Source organism: Lewinella cohaerens DSM 23179 (assembly GCF_000379805.1).
Classification (GTDB): Bacteria; Bacteroidota; Bacteroidia; order Chitinophagales; family Saprospiraceae; genus Lewinella; species Lewinella cohaerens.
Window position 1 is genome coordinate 111080 of record NZ_KB903554.1, and the last position, 24418, is coordinate 135497.

General features: G+C 42.9%; 10 protein-coding genes. 7 read left to right on the forward strand and 3 right to left on the reverse strand.

The window, feature by feature from the left end; translation table 11 throughout:
• Nucleotides 1-134: 134 nt before the first annotated feature.
• The 6 genes from A3EU_RS0118425 to A3EU_RS0118460 all read left to right on the forward strand — a co-directional run bounded on the left by A3EU_RS0118425 (nt 135) and on the right by A3EU_RS0118460 (nt 19765).
• Nucleotides 135-5315: a choice-of-anchor L domain-containing protein gene (locus A3EU_RS0118425; RefSeq protein ID WP_020537672.1), complete on the forward strand. Its 5181-nt coding sequence runs from the start codon at nt 135-137 to the stop codon at nt 5313-5315.
• Between the two features lie 87 nt (nt 5316-5402).
• Nucleotides 5403-6536 (forward strand): THUMP domain-containing class I SAM-dependent RNA methyltransferase, encoded by a 1134-nt coding sequence (locus A3EU_RS0118430; RefSeq protein ID WP_020537673.1) that lies wholly within the window; start codon nt 5403-5405, stop codon nt 6534-6536.
• 25 nt (nt 6537-6561) lie between these two features.
• The gene (locus A3EU_RS0118435) at nt 6562-6966 is read left to right on the forward strand and encodes a hypothetical protein (protein WP_020537674.1); all 405 of its coding nucleotides are present in this window, start codon (nt 6562-6564) and stop codon (nt 6964-6966) included.
• A gap of 185 nt (nt 6967-7151) precedes the next feature.
• A complete protein-coding gene (locus A3EU_RS0118440; protein ID WP_020537675.1) occupies nt 7152-10604 on the forward strand; it encodes a pyruvate carboxylase in 3453 nt (1150 codons plus the stop codon).
• Between the two features lie 114 nt (nt 10605-10718).
• Nucleotides 10719-12671 (forward strand): T9SS type A sorting domain-containing protein, encoded by a 1953-nt coding sequence (locus tag A3EU_RS0118445; protein ID WP_020537676.1) that lies wholly within the window; start codon nt 10719-10721, stop codon nt 12669-12671.
• A gap of 1346 nt (nt 12672-14017) precedes the next feature.
• Nucleotides 14018-19765 (forward strand): T9SS type B sorting domain-containing protein, encoded by a 5748-nt coding sequence (locus tag A3EU_RS0118460; RefSeq protein WP_020537679.1) that lies wholly within the window; start codon nt 14018-14020, stop codon nt 19763-19765.
• A 131-nt stretch (nt 19766-19896) separates the two neighbouring features.
• Here the strand turns inward: A3EU_RS0118460 and A3EU_RS0118465 are convergent, their stop codons facing one another.
• Genes A3EU_RS0118465 through A3EU_RS31030 form a run of 3 tightly spaced genes read right to left on the reverse strand, consistent with a single transcriptional unit; the run spans nt 19897 to nt 23403 of the window.
• Entirely contained in the window at nt 19897-20901 is a 1005-nt protein-coding gene (locus A3EU_RS0118465) for an O-methyltransferase (RefSeq protein ID WP_020537680.1), read from the reverse strand.
• On the reverse strand, nt 20901-22310 hold the full coding sequence (locus tag A3EU_RS0118470) for an ATP-binding protein (protein WP_020537681.1): 1410 nt from the start codon (nt 22308-22310) through the stop codon (nt 20901-20903). Before A3EU_RS0118470 ends, A3EU_RS0118465 begins: the two co-directional genes overlap by 1 nt.
• Before the next feature lies 1 nt (nt 22311).
• Nucleotides 22312-23403, reverse strand: coding sequence for a DNA cytosine methyltransferase (locus A3EU_RS31030; RefSeq protein ID WP_020537682.1), 1092 nt, complete (start codon nt 23401-23403; stop codon nt 22312-22314).
• A 270-nt stretch (nt 23404-23673) separates the two neighbouring features.
• On the opposite strand from A3EU_RS31030, the gene A3EU_RS0118480 reads away from it, so the two are divergent.
• Complete coding sequence (locus A3EU_RS0118480) at nt 23674-24402, forward strand: sulfotransferase-like domain-containing protein (RefSeq protein WP_020537683.1); 729 nt, start codon at nt 23674-23676, stop codon at nt 24400-24402.
• Nucleotides 24403-24418: the final 16 nt, after the last annotated feature.

Here is a 24418-nt window from a genome sequence, read left to right on the forward strand (position 1 = left end):
GACGTGTAATGTCGAATTCCTACCGTTACTATTTAGTGTGCATCCCGTCAAATCTACTATCTTTGAATAATTCTTATTCAAGGATGATACGCGTTATTTTGTAACCGGCATTTTCCTAGGAACACAACTTCAAAATGAATCACCCCCCTAGCTTAAGGGCCTTGCTACTCCTTCTTTTGCCAACTATGCTTCTTGCCATTAGTGCTCGATTGCAGGCACAGTCTGATACCATATCAGCATTGACAAGTACAGATGGTGAGTATCTCATTCGGGAGGTATTCTTAGGAGGAGGAGAATGTTTCGAAGTTTCTAATATTCAACTTCGCGGTGAAGTGGGTCAGGCAGGCGTTTTCACGAATGGCTCCTCTTCCATAGGCTTTGCAGAAGGTATTATTCTCTCCAATGGAAATGTAGAGGAAATTATGGGCCCCAATATTGGCATTAACCTCGGTGATCCTAATACACTATCCACAAATTATGGTGTCACAAGTGCTGACCCCGACTTAGTCATTCTTTCTGAGTTGGAAGGCAACCTCAATCCTAATTTTTTTGATCCCGTAGTTCTAGAGTTTGACTTTGTCCCTACACTAGATAGCATCTCATTTGAGTTCGTTTTTGCCTCTGAGGAATATTGTCAGTATTCACTTTCTACCTTCATTGATTTATTTGGCTTCTTTATTGATGGCCCAGGCCTTAATGGTCCATTCACTAATAACGGAATCAATATTGCTGTTGTACCCGAAACTAATCAAGCGATTACTGCCCAAAGTATCAACCCTTTTTTCAATAATACCTTTTATCGCAACAATATACCTCCTGGACAAATAGGCTGTAGTTTAAACCAGCCTGCACCTGCTTCTGATTTTAACGCTTTTAATGGATTTACAGTACCCTTAGTTGCTTCTGCAAGAGTTATTCCTTGTGAAACCTATCACCTTAAGCTAGTAGTAAGTGATCGTGGTTTTGACCCCGAATTGGATGCTGCTGTTTTCCTCAAGGCCAACAGTTTTGCGGCTGGTCTTACCTCTCGGGTTGCAAGTCAGGTAACAGGGCCTAGCCAAAGCAATGATTCTTCCTACGAAGGCTGTGGTTCAACATCTATCATTTTCACAAGAGGAGATTCTGTACTCACCGATGATCTTACGGTATTTTATTCTCTGCTCCCCTCTAGCACAGCAACAGCAGGGCTGGATTATACCGCTCTGCCGGATTCTATCGTTATTCCTGCTGGCGTATTTGCCGATACTGTCGTTATCGACTTCTTTTCTGATAATATCATTGAAGGAACTGAAACTTTCACGCTCAAACTAAGGAACCCTTGTGATTGTAGCGAGTCAGAATTAACTATTTATATTCTTGAAACACAATCACTCACAGGCAGTATCCTTGGCCCTAGCAGTGTCTGTTCTGGTGATGGCCTGGAACTTGCAGCCATACCTATAGGCGGCACTGGCGATATTAGTTACCAATGGCCCAATGGTGACCAGGATTCTATATTCAATATCGTTCCGATGGTGGATGATACGATCCAACTTATCATAAGTGACGAATGCGGGGCTACTGACACCTTGTACCACATGGTTCATGTTCAGTCTCCAGCAGGTTTATTGGACGGAGATTTTGTTCTCTGTGATGGTCGGCCCAACGTAGCTTTACCTATTACCTTAACAGATGGAAGTAGTTTTTCTTTCGATTTCCTTTCCAATGGCTCTCCGACAACCTACACCAATATATCTGAGGGTGTTTTTCAAATACCTATTACAAATACGGGGGTCTATGAAATTACTAACCTCAGTGCAGATGGTTGTACTGGATCAACAGATGGCGAAGCTCAGGTCTTGGTCGTAGATATTACGACAACGACACAGGTTGATACCATTGATTGTTTTGGAGCAGCCAATGGAGGTATTGAGTTGTTCCCGTCAGGAGGTACTGGCGTTTACACTTACATATGGAGTCATCAAGTAGGATTAGATACTGCGATTGTAAACGACCTGGATATTGGCACCTATAATGCCTTTATCAATGATAGCAATGGTTGTTTGGATACTATTTCAGTTACGTTGGGCCAACCAGATTTGCTCGAAGTAACCATCGACACCCTCAATCTTTTTGCTGATTGTCAAAGTTTGGGAAGCCTTGAAGGACAAGTTAGTGGAGGAATTACACCTTATTCATATGCTTGGTCGGATGGAAACATGAATGCTTTAAATGATAATTTAGTCAGTGGAGCATACGACCTTATTGTCACAGATGCCAATAATTGCACCAACACACTCTCCACTACCATTATTGGCGATAGTATACTTCCAGTTGTACTCATTGATGCGATAGACTCCCTTGACTGCGCTACATCCTCCATTACGCTAGACGCTAGCAACTCAAGCCAAGGTAGCAACTATTCTTACCAATGGACAGACGCCACTAATACGATTATTCCAGCCCCGAATCCTCTCATGCTAAGTGTTACGACACCCGACACTTACACCTTAAGTATTGTAGACAATGACAATAATTGCTCAGCAACAACGAGTATACAGGTAGATGTTTATTCTTCCGATTTAAACCCAATGATTGGCGGAGCAGCCAGCCTTAGTTGTTTACAGGATACGGTTCAATTATCTGTGGCCAATCCTGATCCAGACTGGGCCTTCAGCTGGGAAGACATCAATGGCACTTCATTACTTACGAATTCGCCTACGCTGTCGGTATCCACACCTGATACTTATGTATTAATAGCGACCCAAAATGGTACATCCTGTACAGGCAGAGATACGATCATCGTTACTGGAGATTTTATTGCTCCTGAGGTTATGCTTGCCAACTTACCAGACACACTGGATTGTGATCTTAATCAGGTAGATATAGATGTAAATATCCTCAATGGATCAGGCAACTACAGCTTTCAGTGGGATGGGCCGATGGGAGGAATCAATGGAAGTTCACAAGTCGAGGATATAACCGTACTCGAACCAGGTGATTATCAACTCATCGCAGAAGATATCACCAATGGCTGTAGGGACACTTTACTCAGCACGGTATTCGAAGACTTGTCATCGCTGACCATTGATCCTATTCCTGATACGCTTTTGAACTGTTTCTTTCCCACACTAAACCTTACAGCAACAAGCCCTAATACAGGAAATCTTAGCTTTAGCTGGGAAAACCCATCGGGTATGACGATTAGTCAAACGGCTAATGCTCAAATTAATACACCGGGCACTTACCTTGTCATGCTATCAGATGCAGATAACGGATGTACCCAAACGACTCAATTCCAGGTCGCAATAGATACCTTGACACCAAGAGTTATACCAGATTTACCCGGCGATATCGATTGTAACAATGAGACTGTAACCTTGAGCACCAGCTCCGGCCCGGCAAACTATACACCTATCTGGAGAAATGCGATGGGTGACATTTTGCCCAGTACAACATGGGAACAAACGGTAGACCAAGCCGGAGGCTATTCCCTCACCATCAGGGATGAAGCGAATGGCTGTAGAAGTACTATTCTCTTTGATGTAGGAATAGATACGATTGCTCCTATTGTAAACTTCAATCTACCAGACACACTTACTTGTAGTATTGACACCATTGATATTAATTCTAATATCAGCAATGGTCCAGGGGATTATTCCTATCAGTGGAATGGTCCAGGGGGTGGTATAGTCAGTCCTTCCGATCTATCTGATGTTGCTGTTGTGCTAGCCGGAAACTATTCTCTTATTACGACCGATCAGCGTAATGGCTGTGCTGATACCTTGCAAACAATAGTTACAGAGCAACGAGAAATTCCGGTTTTCGAACCGCTCAACGATACCCTCATCAATTGTTATCAACCCAGTATTGTTATCACTGGAAACAGCAATTCTCCTGGAAGCCTTTCCTTTGGTTGGTATGATGAAAGCCAGACATTATTAAGCAGCAATGCGGACCTAATGGTCGATCAAGAAGGTACCTATACCCTAAGCTTGATTAATAACGACAATGATTGTTCTAACGAAACAAATATCAACGTAAGTACCAATTTTACCGCACCAAATGCCAATGCCGGTGATGATGTAAGCATTGGTTGTCTTGATATAAACGCTAATTTACAAGGCGAGGCAGGCCCCATCAATTGGGTACCTAACTGGGTAAGCCCTGATGGCACACCAATAAGTACCGGTAGCTGGGAACTGACCACCAACCTAACAGGCAACTTTCAACTCAACGTTATTGACACACTCAATGGCTGTACAGCTAACGATATTGTGAATGTTGCTCTTGATCAAGATGCCCCCACTGCTGAAGCAGGCCCGGCGATAAACATTCTTGATTGCTTTACCGGCAATGCAGTCATTGATCTCAGCAACTCAAGCCAAGGAGTCAATATTATTTATACTATTCTTGACGCAGCAGGTGTCACGGTAGCCGAAGGAGTTCTAAATAATTTCACAACAAGTACTCCTGGGAACTACGAGCTTGTTGTCACCAATACCGACAATGATTGCCAGTCTAGTGATATTTTTAATGTTGTTATTGAAGAACCCAGCATTGAAACCCTCATTACCAATAATATTGCTTGTGGTGAAGAAACCGGCAGTATTGTATTTGATGAAGTAAGCAACGGCAGCCCTCCATATTTGTACAGTATTGATGGCGGTGATAACTTTGTGGGTGCCCCTGTGTTTCTAAACCTGCCTATTGGTACTTACGACCTTGTTGTACAGGATATCAATGGTTGCGAAGTTTTTGCCGTAACCAGTATTAGTCAAGCTACGGGTATCAATATTTTTTTAGAGGAACAAGTAGAATTAAAGCTGGGAGAACAATACACACTGGAACCTCTTTTTGATCAAGCTATTGATCAAATCGCTAGTATTCAGTGGAGCAGCGATCCACAATTAAGCTGTACAGATTGCCTGAATCCTGTTTTCACAGCTCAACAGACCACCTTCCTTGAATTGTTCGTGACTGATGTTAATGGTTGCAGCTCAAAAGCAAAAATTCTGTTACTCGTCGACGAAACGGTTCCTGTCTATGTTCCCAATGTGTTTTCGCCTAATAATGTCGATGGCATCAACGATCGCTTCACTATTTATGGCGATCCGCAGCAAATTACAGAAATAGTCTCTCTGAATATTTTTGACCGCTGGGGTGGCTTGGTTTTTGTAAATCAAAACTTCCAAGTCAATGATCCATCACAAGGTTGGGATGGAAAAACAAGAGGGAAACGCCTTAACAAGGCCATCTTCGTCTACTGGGCAGAATTGCGTTTACAAAATGGAGAGACAATCATCATAGAAGGGGATGTCTTATTGATGGACTAAGAGACATTGTCCTTAAAGATTGGCAGTCCTTCTAAGAAAAAGCCATAGAATTCTCTTTTTTGCCAAATTTCTCAGCACCTTTGCAGAATGGAAATGTTGGTAAAAACACTGGCCGGGCTTGAAGATGTTCTTGCAGGAGAACTACAAAACCTAGGCGCAAAAAATATTACGGTCTTAAAAAGAGCCGTTACCTGTGAAGGAGATCAGGCACTGCTCTACCGAGCAAACCTATGGTTGCGTTGTGGCGTACGGATTTTAATTCCCATCAAGCAGTTCCACGCTCCCAATGAACAAGGGCTTTATGACGCTTTAAGGGAGATAGATTGGTCAAAGTATTTGCAACTGCATCAGACCTTTGCCATCCAGGCGGTTACCCAATCTCACCAGATGACTCACAGCCAGTATTTGGCACTAAAAACCAAAGATGCTATTGCAGATTGGTTTCGTGACAAAACTGGAAAACGCCCAAGTGTCAATCCCAAATCGCCAGATATTCGGTTCAATCTGCACTTAGACAGCCGTAATGAGGCGACCCTTTCGCTAGACAGTTCAGGCGATGGCCTCCACCGGCGTGGCTATCGTACCGATGGTGGTGCGGCTCCATTAAATGAAGTCTTGGCTGCAGGAATGGTCCAACTATCGGGTTGGAAAGCGGATCAGCCTTTTGTAGATATCATGTGTGGTTCTGGTACTATTCTTATCGAAGCTGCAATGTTTGCTGCCCGCCAAGCTCCAGGAATGTACCGAGATTTTGCTTTCCAAAACTGGCAGGACTTCTCGCCAGGTCTTTGGAAAGAAATAAAAATGGAAGCTCGAGCACAACGCCAACCTTACGATATTCCAATTCTTGGTTGTGACAAGGATTTCAAAGCCATCAGAATAGCAGAAAACAATATCAACGCAGCCAACCTTGGTTCGTACATCCGAGTAAAGCGTAGTAGCTTCCAGCGATTCCTCCCTCCTGAAGGGCCTGGAACGGTAGTCACCAACCCACCTTATGGTTTGAGAATTGATCCGGAAGACATCAATGGCCTTTACGGTGAAATCGGAGATAAACTAAAGACAGACTTTACGGGTTATCAGGCTTGGATACTCTCAGGTAACTTAAGAGCCATAAAAAGTGTCGGACTGCGACCTTCTCGTAAGATTCATTTGTTAAACAGTCAGATTCCCTGTAAATTTCATAAATTCGAATTATACGCCGGGACGAAGAAGGGCTAGGCGCATATCTTTAAACAACTACCGCATGAACAAATATTTATTGATTGGTTTGGGGTTCATGCTACTAGGCTGTAATTCCTTGTTTGGGCAAACAAAAGAAGTTATTGAGCAGCCAATGCTCTTGCTGCAAGAAAAGATAGCGTCTACTACTCCCCTTTCTTCTTTTATCAAAATATTCCCCGTTGGACTACCTTCTTTTTCAGAGGTATCAACGGCCCCTGCTTACTTATCTCCTTTGACGCTAAGTAGTTCCTCCTTAGCACTCGAACAACAACCTAATTGTTATTCCGCCGCAGACTTGGCTTTCTTTTGCCGATTGGAAGTAAAGCTAGAGCAGGCAACAAAAATGCCCGTTCGTTTCCGATTAGGAGATGTACAACAAGTTGATTATCTGGAAGGAAAATTCACAGGTTGGCGCTACGGATACTAAAGCCTATCTTGATAGCTTTCGTAGAAACGCAAAATTCAGACTTCACAATTTTATCGATACTGGTTATATTACTTGCTGGTTGCTGCTATGATGGTGACAAAGGGCTTTCGCACTAGCGTAAAGTACTTTTGTGTCGCTTTTTCTAACACTTAGCCGAACCACACACTAAAAAATCAACTGTCCCCATGCCCAAAAAGATCCAAAGGTTCAAAAAAATTCTTGTCGCCAATCGGGGCGAAATTGCTATCCGTATTCTCCGTGCAGCCTCTGAGTTGAAGTTGCGGACCATGGCGATGTATACCTTTGAGGACCGTTATAGCCTGCACAGATATAAAGCTGATGAAGCTTATCAAATTGGACCGGATGATGAGCCTTTAAAGCCTTATCTCGATATAGAAGCGATTATCAAACTAGCCAAAGAAAAGGGCGTTGATGCCATCCATCCAGGCTACGGTTTCCTTAGCGAAAATGTTAATTTTGCCCGTCGCTGTCGGGAAGAAGGCATTGCTTTTGTAGGGCCCAGCCCTGAGGCTATGGAACGTCTCGGGGATAAGATGGCGGCTAAAGTGCTTGCCCGGGCAGTAGATGTGCCACTCATTGAAGATTCTCAGCAGGATCTTGACAATGCTGAAATTGCACTGGCCGAAGCTCAGAGAATAGGTTATCCTATTATGATCAAAGCCGCCTCTGGTGGTGGCGGACGCGGAATGCGAGTCGTTCGCAATGATGAACAACTGGTAACGGAGTATCACGAAGCAAAAGGAGAAGCTAAGACTGCATTTGGAGACGACACCGTCTTTCTTGAAAAATATATTGAAGAACCCAAGCACATTGAGGTTCAGATACTTGGAGACCAGCAGGGCAATATTGTACACCTTTACGAACGCGACTGCTCTGTACAACGCAGGTTCCAGAAAGTTGTTGAAGTTGCGCCAAGTATTACCCTGAAAAAGGAAACGAGGGAGAAGCTTTACGAATATGCCATTCGCCTTGGCAAGGAAGTTAATTACAGTTGTGCCGGGACCGTAGAGTTCCTCGTAGACAAGGAGGAAAATATTTATTTCATTGAGGTAAATCCTCGGATTCAGGTAGAGCATACCATTACAGAAGAGATTACAGGTATTGATCTGGTGCGGTCTCAAATCCTCATCACTATGGGGTATCCTCTTGCACATAAGACGATCTTTATCAGAAACCAGGATGATGTAAAAATCAATGGTTTCGCTATTCAGTGCCGTGTAACGACAGAAGACCCTCAGAATGGCTTTAAGCCAGATTATGGCACCTTAATCGCCTATCGTTCAGCTTCCGGCATGGGTATCCGCCTCGATGCAGGTAGTGCGTTCCCTGGTGCTAAGATCAGCCCCTATTTTGACTCCATGCTCGTAAAGGTTACCGCTTGGGGTAGAACGCTTGACGGAGCTAGTGAACGTCTTCACCGTGCCTTACGTGAATTCCGTATTCGTGGTGTAAAAACCAACATTGGGTTCTTGCTAAATCTTTTGCAAAATCCAACTTTCAAGAAAGGACAGGCGACGGTAGGTTTTATTCCTGCCCACCCCGAGCTACTAAAAACACCCAACTGGAAAGACCGCGGCACCAAACTGGTGAGCTATCTCGCAGAGGTTAATATCAACGGTAATGCTGATGTTAAATACCACGACAAAACGAAGGTTTTCCTAAAACCTCAGGTGCCTGCTTTTGTAAAAGAAAATCCATTCCCGCAAGGCAGTAAAGATCGTCTTACGCAATTAGGCCGCGAAGGTTTTATCGCAGACCTAAAGGCAGACTCGAAAATTCATTACACCGATACTACCTTCCGCGATGGGCACCAGAGTTTACTAGCGACGCGCATGCGCACTTTTGACATGCTCCAGGTTGCCGAAAGCTTTGCCCAACAGCACGGTGCCGACGTCTTCAGTATGGAAGTATGGGGCGGTGCTACTTTTGATGTGGCCATGCGTTTCCTCAAGGAAGACCCCTGGAAACGATTAGCTCAGCTACGCAAAGCAATGCCTAACGTACTGTTGCAGATGCTTTTGCGTGGATCAAATGCAGTAGGCTATACTGCTTATCCAGACAACTTAGTTGTTCGCTTTATTGAGGAAGCTGCCGAAACGGGTGTTGATATTTTCCGCATTTTCGACTCCCTTAACTGGGTCGATAATATGGCCACCAGTATTAAGACCGTGAGGGAAAACACCAACAGTTTGGCCGAAGCCTGTATCTGTTATTCCGGGGATATTACCGATCCTGGCAAGACTAAATTCACCCTTCAGTATTACCTGGACATGGCCAAGGAGCTGGAGGATCACGGTGCTCACATCATCGCCATTAAAGACATGGCAGGACTATTGAAACCGTTAGCGGCAGAGCTTTTGGTTAGCAGGTTAAAAGAAACTGTCGACACGCCGATTCACTTGCATACGCATGATACGAGTAGCATACAAGCGGCAACCTATCTAAAAGCTATTGAAGCTGGCGTAGATGTGGTGGATGTATCAATAAGTGCCCTCTCGGGGCTCACTTCACAGCCCAATTTCAATTCTGTGGTCGCGATGATGCAAGGCCATGAACGGGAGAACAAAATTGACTTGCCTTCACTCAATGCTTACAGTGCTTACTGGGAAAGCGTGAGGGCTTACTACTACCCTTTCGAGACGGAGTTACGCGCCGGTACTGCCAGCGTTTACGAGCACGAAATCCCCGGTGGACAATACTCGAACCTGCGGCCACAAGCCCGGGGATTGGGGTTGGAAGAACAGTTTGAAACCATCAAAGCCAATTACCAAGCGGCCAACGATCTTTTTGGTGGCTTAATCAAGGTGACTCCTTCTTCCAAGGTCGTGGGAGATATGGCCATGTTTATGACCAGCAACGACCTCACAAAGGAAGACGTTCTCGAAAGAGGCAACAAGCTGGCCTTCCCTGACAGTGTAAAAGCACTGATGCGTGGAGATTTGGGTCAGATAAACGGAGGGTTTCCTAAAGAGATTCAACAGCTGGTCCTCAAGGAAGAAGTCCCTTACACCGAGCGCCCTAATGCTCACATGGAACCCATTGATTTTGACAAGGAACTCAAGGCTTTCAAAAAGAACTTCGGTAAGGATTTAGGGATCAAAGATTTACTTTCCTATCTGCTTTATCCCAAAGTTTATCAAGATTATTCCGACTTCCGCGAAGAGTTTGGTGAAATCAGCAACTTGCCTAGTCCTGCTTTCTTTTATGGTTTGAAACCTAATGAAGAAATCATGGTGACCATTGCTCCTGGTAAAACCATCATGATCAGGTATCTCAACAGCACTGCTGCTGATGACCTGGGTAACAGACTCGTATTCTTTACTTTAAACGGGCAGACTCGGTCTGTACAGCTTCGCGATCGCAATCTGAAGGTTGAGCGTGTAATGAATCGTAAAGCCAGTGGCGATAAAGAAATCGGCGTACCACTGCAAGGAAATCTCAGCAAGATATTGGTGAAAGAAGGGCAGGAAATCAAAGAGAATGCTCCTCTATTCATCATTGAAGCGATGAAAATGGAGAGTACTATTACTTCGCCCGTAGCCGGTATCGTGAAGAAGGTTCACTTGAAAGAGAAGACGCTGGTACAGCAGGATGATTTGGTAATAGAGTTGGAATAAGCGCTAAGAACTTGTTCCATTTGGTAAGGTGTAAGTCACTATTTTAAATTAAATATTGATTTTAAAAAATTGATTGTTAATTTTAGTGAATTACACCTTACTAAACACCAACTAATGCGCACTCTCAAATTTTTCTTCTCAGTTCTATTTCTTTTTCTAGGCATTTATTCCCCAATCATCGCCCAAGATTACATTATGGACGGCAGTCCAATAACGGATTGTAGCGGCGTTTTTTTTGATCCAGGAGGAGACGATGATTACGAAGCTAACACGACCCTCTCTACATTGATTTGCAGTGATGGTACAGGAAGCACTCATAGCTTATTGCAGTTTTCTAGCATCCAGGTGCTGCCTGGCGATACCCTGCGATTCTATGACGGCAACGATGCCTCTGCGCCATTGCTCACCCCGCCGGTGAGCATTCATTCAGGTATTCCATTTTCCGTGCAAGCGACAGCCGCTAATTTGACCGGTTGCCTTTACGTGGAATTTAGCAGTGATGATGAAGGGGAAAGCGATGGTTGGGAAGCTACAATTGCCTGCTTATCCTCCTGTCAACCCATAATAGCGGACATAGCGAGCATGCCACCTGCCATACCGAACACCCCTTTTATCGATATCTGCCCTGGCGATACAGTACGCTTTGATGCACAAGCCATTTTCCCTCAGAACGGACTTGTTTATCCTCAAGACTTGACGACCAGTACGATCAATTGGCAGTTTGGTGACGGAACCTTTAATAACAGCTCTCAGGTTGAGAAGGTCTTTACCGAGCCTGGATTCTATTTGGTGCAACTGAACATTACCGATGAAATGGGTTGTCCTACCGTAAATATTCCTTTCCGTTTTGTCAGGGTGTCTCCGGGAATTAGCCTTGCTGCAAGCGAATTGCTACAAGATACCTATTGCTGGGGCGATACTATTCTATTGTATACCCTGCTCGACTCACTTAATAACATTCCCGGTTTTACCCTTCTACCTTCCACTTTGGTTACTTACAGTGCGGGAGCACTTGGTGACACGCTACTGCTGCCCGATGGGTCAGGAGGACAATATGAATCGGCGATTACTTTTAATCAGTTTCCGGCAGGTGCTACCGTCGGTGACGAAAATCCATTAGACAGCCTTTGGATGGATTTAGAACATTCCTACTCCGGAGACTTGGACATAGAATTGGTTTGTCCCAATGGAAATAGTATTTATCTACTAGACTACCCTAGCGGAATTGGGTCTACCAACTTTGGAGAACCCTTTGCCAATAACCCTGTTGACGGTGTATCTTCCGATATCACTTTTGGTATCCCCTACCGATACACCTTTGTTCCAGAAAGCACCAATGGCACCTTGATCGAATTTGATGTCAACGCCCCAACTTATTCTTACACCACAGTTCCCAGTGATGTCGATGGCAACATTTACACCTATACGGACACTTATTTCCCGGCAGGAAGCTACGAGCCTGAAGATAGCTTCAACGATTTGCAAGGCTGCCCATTAAATGGAGAATGGAAGATAAGAGTAACAGATAATTTAGGCCTGGATAATGGCGTCATCTTCTCGTGGGGGATCAATGTAGAAGGCGAGATTGAAGCTAATGGAGAAGAAATCGTAAGCGCTGCTACCTGGTACTGGGAAAATAGCGACGATATCCTCTTTCAAAACCTGGACAGTATTATTATCCTCCCACTAGGCATTGGCCTGACGACCTTACAGTTTACCATTGAAGATAATCTAGGCTGCCTTACCGATACCACCATCACACTGGAAATCCTCCCCAGTGATGATCCAAACTGTATGGTTAACGATGCCGAATACCTTTTAGAGAACGACGCCTGGGCCATCTACCCCAACCCTTTCAATGACAACTTCACGGTAAAAATTAACGATTCTCCGGCCCGCTATCAGCTTGAAGTCTACAATGCTTTAGGTCAAAAAACGATAAGCAAGAATTTTGCAAATGAGGAAAATATTTCTACAGAAAATTGGTCCGCAGGTATCTATTTTTTACGAATAAAAGATCAAGAAGGCCACGTTTTGGTAGTGGATCAGTTGGTGAAGGTGCGGTAGTGGTGTACTGAAATCAGAGTAAGGAGCTGGATGAATGAATACTCATTTATAGTACCTATGAAAATGAATCCCAAACAGTATTTTTTGACACTGGGAGTAATACTCTTATTCTTAGGATTTGTACTCCTATTTTCCTTAAATAGTACAACAACTCTCCATTTTGGAGCAGGTATTGTTGATGTCTTCTATTGTTTTGGTATTGGTATTCTTGAGGTAATATTGTTGGTGTACCTTTTGGATAACATCTATTACAAAACAGTTAAAGTCATAGAATTACAGCATTATGAAATTCTTGTTTTTTATGTTATAATGTCTCTACTGATATTCCTCAAATTTACATTTCTAAGAGGCTCAATGAGTCCTTGGAATGGTCAAATTTTTTTTTAGATCGCCCGACGACTGATTAGTTATCTGATTTGTGCGTGAGTATGGCCGAAGAGCCTGCACTAAGTGCAATATAGCCTCCCAGTCAGCAGATAACTAGCTAGTAGCCGCCGGTTGGGAGACCAGCGAAATATACATGTTAGTTTGGAAACTAACATGCGCGATGCAATACTACCCCTAATTATGAAAAAGTTCATTGACCTCTATGTAAGTCTTTTTGTTGAGATCTCCGAGTTCAGAAGAATTAACATGCATGGTAAGAATAATGAATTCCCAACGCTGCTTTTAATATCTATCATTAGTTACTTGTACCTAGTAATTATACTGTATTTATTATCCTATCTAATGGGTTTTCAAGCAGAGTTCTTCTTGGTTATGGGAAATAAATACTGCTCACTAGTATTCTTAACCACCAGTGCTTTCATACACTGGTGGTTATTTTTTAAAAAATACGGACTTAGTCAAATATCAAACGATGTTGAAGATATATCTAAGGGAAAAATGTTTTTTCATAGAAAGATAAGGAAAGGGGCAATGATTCTGTACGTAACATTACCATTCGTTATAACCTTCTCATTTCTCTTATATAAATCTATTAATGGTTAGTGTTTTATTTTAATACGCTCATACAAAAGGAGATAGAATCTGTGATTTCACCTAGTTATTAGAGGCTGAATCACAATGGCTAACATCTATAAAGTAGTTGTAACGCATGATGCAAAAAACAACCTTCGCGAGATTATCGAGTACAAAGGGTAGCTAAAAAAAATACCGTAAATTTAGGCCGGTTACGAGCTTGTTTAGACCTTATTCCTACTGCGAACTAACGCTTTACGAACCTGACTTCGCTGCAAAATACTCGTTTAGCCCGCTAAACTCGAATTTTGCAGCTTCGCCAGAACCGTAAATCTTTAATTCTCGTGACGAAAGCGTTCAAAACAAACTCTTAAAAATCCTAAAACATGCGTTTCCCCAAAAGCTTCCTTTTCCTACTCCTTTTTTCCCTGAGTAACATAAGCTTCCTGTTTGCTGCCGATTATTTTTGGATCGGTGGAAGTGGCAACTGGTCAGATATCAGCCATTGGGCTACCAGCTCTGGTGGTGCCATCACCCATCCACAAGCACCAACTGCCGATGATGATATTTTCTTTGATGGAAACTCCTTCACTGCACCAGGGCAAACGGTGACTATGAATACCGATATCATTTTTTGTCGAAGCATGAGTTGGGTGGGCGTCACCAATAACCCGACCTTTATTGGTGGTGCCAACGTGACCTTAAACATTTATGGCTCGCTAGACTTGGCGCCTACCATGACCTTCTCATTTACCGGGCGAACAGTCTTCACAGGCACACTCCCTACAAATACCATCAGCTACGGTACGCAGCCAGCCGGGCAAGACGTCTTCTTTGATGGTACTGCCACCTGGCTACTCAACAGTGGGATTACCGTAGACAGCGCTTTTGTCTTAAACGAGGGCAACCTACAAACCAATGGTCAAAACATTGATTGCAAATACTTTGAAAGTCGTACCAATAACAACAGAACGCTAGACTTAGCGGGGTCGATTATCACCATTCGTGGTACTACAATTGATCCTTTTAGCGGGAATGTCCCAGAGCAGATCATCCAGCCACTGCGGTTGCATGCAAGCAATCTGACGATGATTGCTGGAACCTCCACCTTTATCCTTATTGATCCGGTCGTTGATATTTGGATGGAAGGGCCTGGTGTTATTAATTTCAATCGAGTGATCCTAAGCAGTCCGATGGGGAATAGTCGCATTATTCCTTGGATACCTAGTGGCAATGGTGCCGATGCGCCTACCATGAACTACAACGAGCTGGATCTCTTTCACCTGACCCTACTCAACGGCAGCCCCACCATTGGTAATCTTATTTTACACCCCGGTCAACGTTATCAATTTGAGGCTGGCGAAACCTTTACGCTAGGGGCGATTGATGCACAAGGCGATTGTCTACAAAGCATCGGAATAGAATCTAGCTCCGCTGGTAATGCGACCAACTTTGCTACAGGCAGTAACGTGGCGGTCGACTTCGTCTCCCTTCGTGACATAAATGCTACGGGAGCTTTCACCGCCGATAACGTGGTCGATTTAGGCAACAATACAGGTTGGACACTCAATCCACGCCCCTCACAAGATTTCTTCTGGGTAGGCGGTACTGGCAACTGGAACGACCCTATGCACTGGTCATTTACCAGCGGCGGACCGGGCAGTGGTTGTATTCCCTCCCAATTGGATGACGTGTATTTTGACGCCAACTCCTTCAATGCCGCTGGCCAATCTGTAACCATAAATGTAGAAAACGCCTACTGCCGGAGCATGGACTGGACAGGAGCTACCAATATGCCCGACCTTACTGGTTTAGCCAATAATTCACTGCGATTGGGTGGTTCGCTGACTTTTATAACAGCCATGCAACACACCTTTGCGGGTGCTTACTACTTTGAATCCGACCAACTAGGGAACACCATCACCAGTGCCGGGCAGCCCTTTAATTTTGATGTGAATTTTTCCGGCACCGGAGGCGAATGGATTCTTCAAGATGATTTGTACGTAGACTTCAACCTCTATTTCTTTTCTGGTATCCTGCGCACCAATGACCAGGATATGGAAGTCAATCGCTTCTATTCCGAATTTGCTAGCCCACGGGAATTGTACCTTGGGTCCTCTTATATCCGGGTAAATCTTCATAATTTCTTCGCGCCTATTTGGGAGGTTAACACCGACAATCTGTTACTCGATGCCGGAACCTCAACCATTGAGCATCTGGGACAATTTTCCTCACTACACCGAACCTTTGGCAGTGCCACAGCAGCCTACCACAAGGTGATCTTTAGCTCTTACGAAGGCCGCCTGTTTTCCTTAATTGATTTTCCAGGTACGGATGTAACCATCGATTCTCTATGGTTTTACCAAGAAGGAGCTATTTCCGGTAATAACACCGTCGATTACTGGTACCTGGCTCCCGGCCATCAATACAATTTTGTTAGTGATGTCACCCAAACCATCAATGAGCTGGATGCCAATGGTAATTGCCTAGATGGAATGATCTATATTCGTACCAACAGCACCGGCTATACCACCAACTTCAACATTGCTAACGATCATACTTTTGATCGTATCTTTCTACACGGTATCATACAAACCGGCACCGGGAATTTGCAAGCCAACAACTCAATTGACGATGGTGGGAATGTAAACTGGAACTTCGCCAACTTTGCTGGTCGAACCCTCTATTGGGTAGGCGATGCCGGAGACTGGAACGACGAAAACAATTGGTCGCTAAGCTCAGGTGGCCCTGGCGGCGAGTGTATCCCAACCCCAATTGATGATGTTATTTTTGATGCCAATTCATTTTCTTCGGTCAACCCTTTAGTGAATAACTTGCTAGGCAACAATATGTATTGCCACGATATGACCTGGGAGGCAGGCATTGCCAATACACCTAATTACAACTCCAATTACCTACAGATATTTGGTTCATTGACCATCGAAAGCCTAATGACCTGGAACGTTTTCCTCATTAAATTTAACGGCAGTAATAATCATACGATAACAACTACGGGAGTAAGGCTCTACACCCTCTTTTTTGAAGGAACTGGTTCCTACCAACTTACCGACCCATTGAATGCATCTACGATTAGTCTCAACCGTGGCACCTTTGATACCAACGATCAATCCATTCTCGCAGAAGATATTGTAGCAGTAGGTCTACCCAATCCAAAAACCTTACTGTTACGAGATTCAGAAATAGAACTGACTGGTAACAATCCAAGTCCGTTTATCTCCACTTTTACCGTCTTCTCATCAGGGCTTGATTTACAGCCTGGTAACTCTAATATCTATTTCACCAATACCTTACCCGGCATCCGTTTTGACTATCCACTTTCACTGAACAATGTTTACTTCACGGAGCCAGCAGGAGACGCCACGATTGACACAGACAATGGTACATTCAATGCGATTACCCTTAATGGGAATGCACGATTGTTGCGCCAACAAAGTATGGACACTCTCCTGTGTGCGCCGGGAAAAGCCTACCGTTTTGACGCTTTCTTCACCCAGACGATCAATGAATACTGGCAGATCATTGGCAACAACTGTACGCCGATCAGCTTGTCTTCGACCATGCTCAATTCGCTAGCCAACGTAAATATGCCTGCTAGTGGCAATATCCTTGCCGACTTTATCCAGATGCGCGACATACAGGCCGTAGGTGGCGCTAACTTCCTCGCAGGAGCCCGCAGTACGGATATTGACAACACCAACGTAGGCTGGATCTTTGACAGTGCACCAGAGTTTATCGACGTAGGTTTCCTGGGGCCTGACCAAGCACTTTGCAATGGTGATCCATTGACTCTAAATGCCTATTCCTACACCATAGGAGAAACCTACCTCTGGCAAGATGGCTCCACCGATTCTACTTTGGTGATTACACAATCAGGTTCTTATGCCGTAGAGGTTAATTTTCAGACCAGCTGTGTTATAAGAGATACCATTGAAGTCATTGCCGCCCAAGATTTCGCAGTAGACCTTGTAGATGACCCGATAGTTTGTAGTGGTGAAACGCTTACGCTAGAGCCCGGTATTACCATTAATGGTGCAAGCTACTTATGGCAAGATGGGTCTACCGATCCTACTTTTACGCTAAATGCGGCTGGAGAATACAGCGTGGTCGTCAATATTGGCGGCTGTGAGGCCGGTGATACCACCATGGTTAGCCTGGCTACGGCCCCCATTGTCGACCTTGGTTTAGATATTAATCTTTGTGATGGAGAAACCTTTGACTTGACCTCTAATGTCACCGCAGATACTTACCTATGGCAAGACGCAAGCACTAATAATAGTTTTTCCGGTAATGCGCCCGGAATCTACTGGCTGGAAGCAGCCAACAGTGGTTGTAGCACCCGCGACACCGTACTCGTCAACTATTCTAGTGTACCAATCATTGACTTAGGCAATGATACCTTAGTGTGTGACCAGCCCAGTCTTATACTAGGATTTCCTGCTTCTGATATTAGCTATACTTGGTCAACAGGAAGCACAATGAATGGGATCACCGTCTTCCAATCCGACCTTTATTGGGTAGAGGGCAACAGAATGGGCTGTAGCAGTCGCGACTCCATTAACGTTACTTTCCAGGATAATCCAACCATTGAGTTTGGCGATGAAATATTTGCCTGCCAGGGAGATGTGATCAACCTCACTTCCCCTGCAGTAGCCGATGCTTACGCTTGGAGCGACGGAGATATGGATGCTAATTTTTCAACGACCACAGCAGGCACCTATTTTCTTGATGCTACCTTTGGAAGTTGTATCGTCCGAGAGTATTTTGAGGTCATCCTAAGTGATGGTCCTGTAATTACACCATTAGGTGCTGACACTACACTTTGTGAAGGCGAAAGCCTCAACCTGATGGCTATTACAGATAGCGGCACCGTCTCATGGCAGGATGGGAGTACGGCAACTAACTTTACGGTTAGCAATGCTGGAGAATATTGGTTTATAGCCGACAACATGGGCTGTACCGCCAGCGACACCATTCTTGTAGCAATAACAGACCTACCAGAACTCGACTTTGATCCATTTTACGAAAGTTGTGAAGGCAGTACTTTTACACTAGATTCCCCAATAACAGCAGATAGTTACCAGTGGAGCAATGGTGACACTGGCCCCACTTTTACGGAAACTACACCTGGAGGTTATGACCTGACCGCCACGATTGGTAACTGTACTTTAAACGATGATTTCACCCTTAACTTTCTGACTGCTCCAGCAATTGACTTGGGTCCCGATCAAATGCCTTGTGAAGGTGCTCCAGTTGTATTAAATGCAGGCCAAGATGGCCTTTGGCAGGATGGTTCCTCCTCTTCTGTTTACCTTGTTGAAGACAGCGGCCTCTATTTCGTACAAGTAGCCAATGGTGACTGTACTAGCCGCGACTCTGTAGTTATTGATTTCCTTCCTTCTCCTGATTTTGATCTAGGAAGCGACATCATCGCCTGTGAAGGGGAAGCTATTTCGCTCAATGCGCCTTCAAACCTTGGCGCCATAAGCTGGGACGATGGAAGCACAGACCAAAATCGAAATCTAAATACTCCTGGCATCTATTGGCTTGACATCACCGGCGCAAATGGCTGTATCAGTCGCGACTCGGTCAATCTAGCTTTTGCACCGCTCCCTTTACTGGAATTAGGAATGGACACTATCGTGTGCGAAAACCAGTCTTTTGAGGTACAACCAGTGGTTGGTCAAGGAGTCTTCCAGTGGTTTGATGGCACAACAAGAGACAACTATCTAGTGGAAAGCCCTGGATTAATTACCGCTACTTTGGATAATAACGGGTGTATTATAACAGACTCAATTCTCGTCCAATTCAAGGAATGCAAAGTTTTTCAAGCTTTCATACCAAACATCTTTTCACCCAATGAAGATGGTGTCAACGATGCTTTCTTTATCCAAGTAGACCCATCCGTACTCGTTTTGGAATACGAATTACAAGTCTATGATCGCTGGGGCGGTCAAATCTTCGTGAGCAATAATCTCAGCGAAGGCTGGAATGGCAAAACACGCGGAGAGTTAATGCCCGCCGGGGTCTACGTTTATTTTGTCAATATCACCTACAGTGATGATCTTGGCATCAACAAGGAGGTTTTGATGGGGGATGTGACTTTGGTTAGATAAAATGGTTGGATGGTTGGAAAAAACCACTTGCAATTAGGTTTTGCCATTAGACTGAACAGTCTAGCTATCAGGGAATGGGCCAAGCTTATCCTGTTTTCTTACGTTCTTAGCTAGGTATTGTTCTCTACATTCTAAATATTAATATCGAAATAGTTTGGGTACCTACGATAATGCTTAAAATACTGATTTAAAATCCTTTTCGAAATCTCTGGGTCATTATCCAATTGAAAAGGTAAAATTTCATCATGGATTTCATCGATCGATTTACAATACAATTTTGAGTCAATTAACAATCTCTCTTTTAATGAGAGGCTCGGAATATTTATTTTTTTTACATCTTCAGAGTTATCCGGCATGAATTCCCAGTCGGAATTAAGAGAAACTCTAGTTCGCTCTATTTCAGTCTCGCTACCATAGAGTTTATATGCAACATTTAACATCTTATGAGTACCATCACTATAAGCAAAAGACAACACATTTAAAGCGTACAAATCCTCCCGCAAGCCTGAAATCAAAGACAATTCAACTCCTCTTCTAATTACATTAACAAACTTCTTGTTTGTTATATCGTTTTTATCAAATTTTTCGTCATCAAAATATTCACTAATCTGAGATCTTATTCTTTTAAACCTTCTCTCTTGTAATTCTTCACCAGATTCTTCATTACTCTGTCTTTGCCCTAATGAGGTTGGATTCACATTTATTGTTATCTTAACCAGATCACCGCTATTAAGTGTTGACACTAACGATTGGAACTCACTAAGTTGTTCGTATCTTTCATTAGCTGCGGCATAGTCTAACCAAATTATATAGTCTTCTTCAGGGTATCGCTCATCTATATCAGCAAAATTAGATATCATTTCATTTACGGACTGTAATTCGCAATGAATGCAACCAGGTCTTAAATTAAATATTTGTCGATCAAATACATTCGGATCGGATTCTATTGAATAGAGTTTCTTAAACCCCAATTCATAGTGCATCAGCTTATGATCTACTAACTGTGGACCTCCCATAGATATATATGCATAATTATCTCTTGGTTTATCACAAAGGAGACTAAGCAAATCGACAAAAAGACGACGCTCGATGTGCTTGTTCGGTCTGAGGTTATATGAAATATTTTCACCGGCCATTAGAGTTCTTCTTTAGCAAGTTCGTATTGCTTTTCAAAAGCAAAATCTCCGATATCGGAGGGATTTGCAGCGGAATCACCATATATATATTCAGCTACTAATTTTACTTCTTCTTTTTCCCTATAAAATGTTATCCTTACTTTCGTGTTTCTTCTTGCTGGTTTAGGTAAACTAGGATTTACTCTTTTCTCATTGAATCTTCCTTTCGGTACAGCACGCCAGCTTACCTTCTCTTCATTTTCATTGATCATTTTGATAGGATCTTGATAGGTCGCTTTCTCGAAAAATGACTTTACCTCGCTTTCTTTCCCTTTCCATTGATTGGTGAAGTCCGTAAATTTTTTCACTCCTTCCTTTATGTATTCTAGTGCGTACCAATAAATTTTTGCAGAAAGATTCAATCCTCTTTTTGTCGTTGTAAGTGGCAGGTTTTCGCTGTTAGCGCTACTAAATCTAACTATTCCTGCAATCGGTAAGAACTGATTATGGAATGATGGGACAGGCTTACTTCCCCAACCCGTAATGTGAGATTTATCTCTAAAAAGTACTATTCTATCATTACATATAATTGTAATTCCTGCATTTGCAGCTGATCGACTTAGCCTATTTTCTTCTTCTACTTCGTCTATTGAAGCAAGTGGCCTGTAGAACCCAATAGCAATATCAATCATTACATCGTTATACTCCGATTTGAGCTGATAAGTTTCAATACCGTCTTTTTGATCTTCTATCTCATCTGTTTGAAGAAGATCAAAAGAAACTGGTGAAACCTCCACATCATTCACCGTTACAACAAATCCTTTTTTGATGATGAGTGCAAAAATTCGACCTACCTCATCTCTCAACTCTTTTGCAAAGCCTCTACGCTGTGAAAAGCGATCAGATATCTCATCATGAAGATTGTTTACAATTATTGATGTCCCTTCATGACTCGTCCCTAATAATTTCAGGTTTTCCAAATTAAGCATCCAATCATTATCATCTTCAAGCCATTCTGGAGGTATTTCCACTGTATACCTATTTTCTTTATGTTGACTTTCAACAAGTATATGCGTCCCCATTTTAAAGACTGCTCTTTTCATTCCAATTCCATACATTCCAACAGTCTCTAACTGTGCATCTCTCTCAGGATTAGTTCTTCCGAATTTAAACGCTTCTTCAATTGCTATTTTCATTGGAATACCTCCACAATTATCATGGATTTCGAACTTCTGTTCATCTAAAACAATATCTGCTCGGAACCCTTTATATACATTTTCACCTTCTAACGTTTTTAGGTCTTTGGACCTAACTACACCATCTATGCAATTATCTAGTAGATCAAGAATTGCGTCTTTTAGTTCAATGTCGCGAGTTAGACTATTTACAAAGAACCTCTTTGTGGGTGTTGCTTGTACAGGAGTGCTCATTCTAACTTAAAATTTTTGCGATCGTATGCCCTATGGACTCCGATAAATGTGGAGGTACTGAATTTCCTATTTGCATCATTCCATACCATTTCGTAGGGTAAAATACGAACCAATCCGGAAATGAATGTAATCTTGCAGCTTCTCTTGTCGTAATACATCGATTAAACACTGGATGAATGGGCCTGGGAGCCATAAATTGGCCCATTCCTCTTTTTGTACCTGCTCTCAGTGTTGGACTTAAACCATCCAGCGCTAACCTCTTATATCTACTAATAGGCTCCCTATTCCCTGGAGTTGTAGCTGCAAATCTTTTTACTACTTCAGGTGTGTGGTTTGTAGTCATACATCCAGTTAGACATTGAATTTTATTCAAAGCACCTGTGATATCTATATCATCAGCAGTAGCATTAGATAACTTTTTAGAGTATGAAGAAGACTTGCCAAATCTTCCATTATAGCAATCTGAGGTATTAGGTTCTAAATTTACATCTAAAATATCACACAATGCATCTCTTACCGTAACGTATTTATCAGTACAAAAACCAGATCTAACTTTAGCTGTTATACGTATAGAGTCAATTTTATTTTTCAGCCCAATAAAAAATACTCTTTTGCGGTTTTGAGGAATAAAGAAATCCATAGCATTTAGTACCAAAGGATCGTATACAGTATATCCATTTTTCTTTAGAAATTCCGAAAAACTTGCAAGGCGGTCAGAGAATTTTTTATTCAAAATCCCACTTACATTTTCCATGATAAAACACCTAGGATTCAGTTGAACTACTAATCTTGCGAATTTCATGATTTGATCATTCCGCAAATCATCAACTTTCTGCTTGCCACCATTTGAAAAACCTTGACATGGTGGTCCACCAAACACAAGATCTAAATCACTGCAATCCACACCGAAATCATCTATATCGAAATCAATATTCGATATATCTTGTACGATAGATAAATTACCTAAGAAATTCTTATTATAAGTTTCAACATGCCTCCAATCAATCTCAAATGCAGCCTTAACATCAAACCCTGCTCTCTTCATACCTAAACTGAACCCCCCAACACCTGAATAAAATTCGATTGCTTTCATTCCTATTATTATTTTCGTAGGACAATGATACGAACGACGGTTCTACTTTACCAAGATTATAGCTCAGTACTTCTAATTAACTGTGGTAAAATAGCGGTAAAAAATGAGGTTCTCTGACAATTTTTGTGTGCGATAGAGCTCTGGTTAGCATCGGTCTACAAAAGACACTGATAATCAAAATGTTGCAACGATTCGTTTTATCGTAATATCAGCTGACCGCAAAAAATATCAGAAAACCAAAAATGATAAAAACATTTACGACTTGCTACTATGAAAATCATAAACCTATGGTCAAGCCCTAGAAATATATCTACGGCTTTGATGTACAGTTTTGCACAACGGCCAGACACAACGGTCGTTGATGAACCCTTGTATGCCTACTACTTAGCGCATACCAATAGCGAGGCCGAACATCCAGGGGTTCCCGAAATTATGGCTAGCCAATCAGCTGATGGAGATGACGTGGTGAATAAGGTAATTATGGGTGGCCACTACCCTACTCCTGTTGTTGTACACAAGCAAATGACGCACCATTTACTTGATTTGAATCGCAGTTTTCTACACCAATGCGATAACGTGATGCTCATCCGCGATCCGCGGGCTATCCTGGCTTCCTATACCAAGGTTATCAAGCAACCTACGCCCTATGATATCGGCATTCCTCAGCAAGATGATTTGTATGCTTATCTGAAGGAACACCACCTGCTAAAAGCCATCGTTGATGCTCGAATATTGCTACAAAACCCCAGGGATATTCTACAAAAGCTTTGCGATCAACTAGAGATTCCATTCACAGAACAAATGCTTAGCTGGACCGCAGGAGCACTTCCTGAAGATGGCGTTTGGGCCAAATACTGGTACAGCAATGTTCATTCCTCCACCGGATTCAAACCTTATCAGGAGAAGATTATTGAACTGCCAACGCATTTAGAGGAGATTGCACAGCAATGCCTGCCAGCTTATGAGATGTTGTTGAGAGAGGAGTTATTGGTGAGATGAGGTTTTGGTACATGGT

Bases quoted from the DNA above. Each gene is read 5' to 3' on its own strand.
- A3EU_RS0118460 (WP_020537679.1), top strand. From the start codon at position 14,018: ATGCGTTTCCCCAAAAGCTTCCTTTTCCTACTCCTTTTTTCCCTGAGT.
- A3EU_RS0118465 (WP_020537680.1), bottom strand. From the start codon at position 20,901: ATGGCCGGTGAAAATATTTCATATAACCTCAGACCGAACAAGCACATC.
- A3EU_RS0118435 (WP_020537674.1), top strand. From the start codon at position 6,562: ATGAACAAATATTTATTGATTGGTTTGGGGTTCATGCTACTAGGCTGT.
- A3EU_RS0118430 (WP_020537673.1), top strand. From the start codon at position 5,403: ATGGAAATGTTGGTAAAAACACTGGCCGGGCTTGAAGATGTTCTTGCA.
- A3EU_RS0118440 (WP_020537675.1), top strand. From the start codon at position 7,152: ATGCCCAAAAAGATCCAAAGGTTCAAAAAAATTCTTGTCGCCAATCGG.
- A3EU_RS0118480 (WP_020537683.1), top strand. From the start codon at position 23,674: ATGAAAATCATAAACCTATGGTCAAGCCCTAGAAATATATCTACGGCT.
- A3EU_RS0118425 (WP_020537672.1), top strand. From the start codon at position 135: ATGAATCACCCCCCTAGCTTAAGGGCCTTGCTACTCCTTCTTTTGCCA.
- A3EU_RS31030 (WP_020537682.1), bottom strand. From the start codon at position 23,403: ATGAAAGCAATCGAATTTTATTCAGGTGTTGGGGGGTTCAGTTTAGGT.
- A3EU_RS0118445 (WP_020537676.1), top strand. From the start codon at position 10,719: ATGCGCACTCTCAAATTTTTCTTCTCAGTTCTATTTCTTTTTCTAGGC.
- A3EU_RS0118470 (WP_020537681.1), bottom strand. From the start codon at position 22,310: ATGAGCACTCCTGTACAAGCAACACCCACAAAGAGGTTCTTTGTAAAT.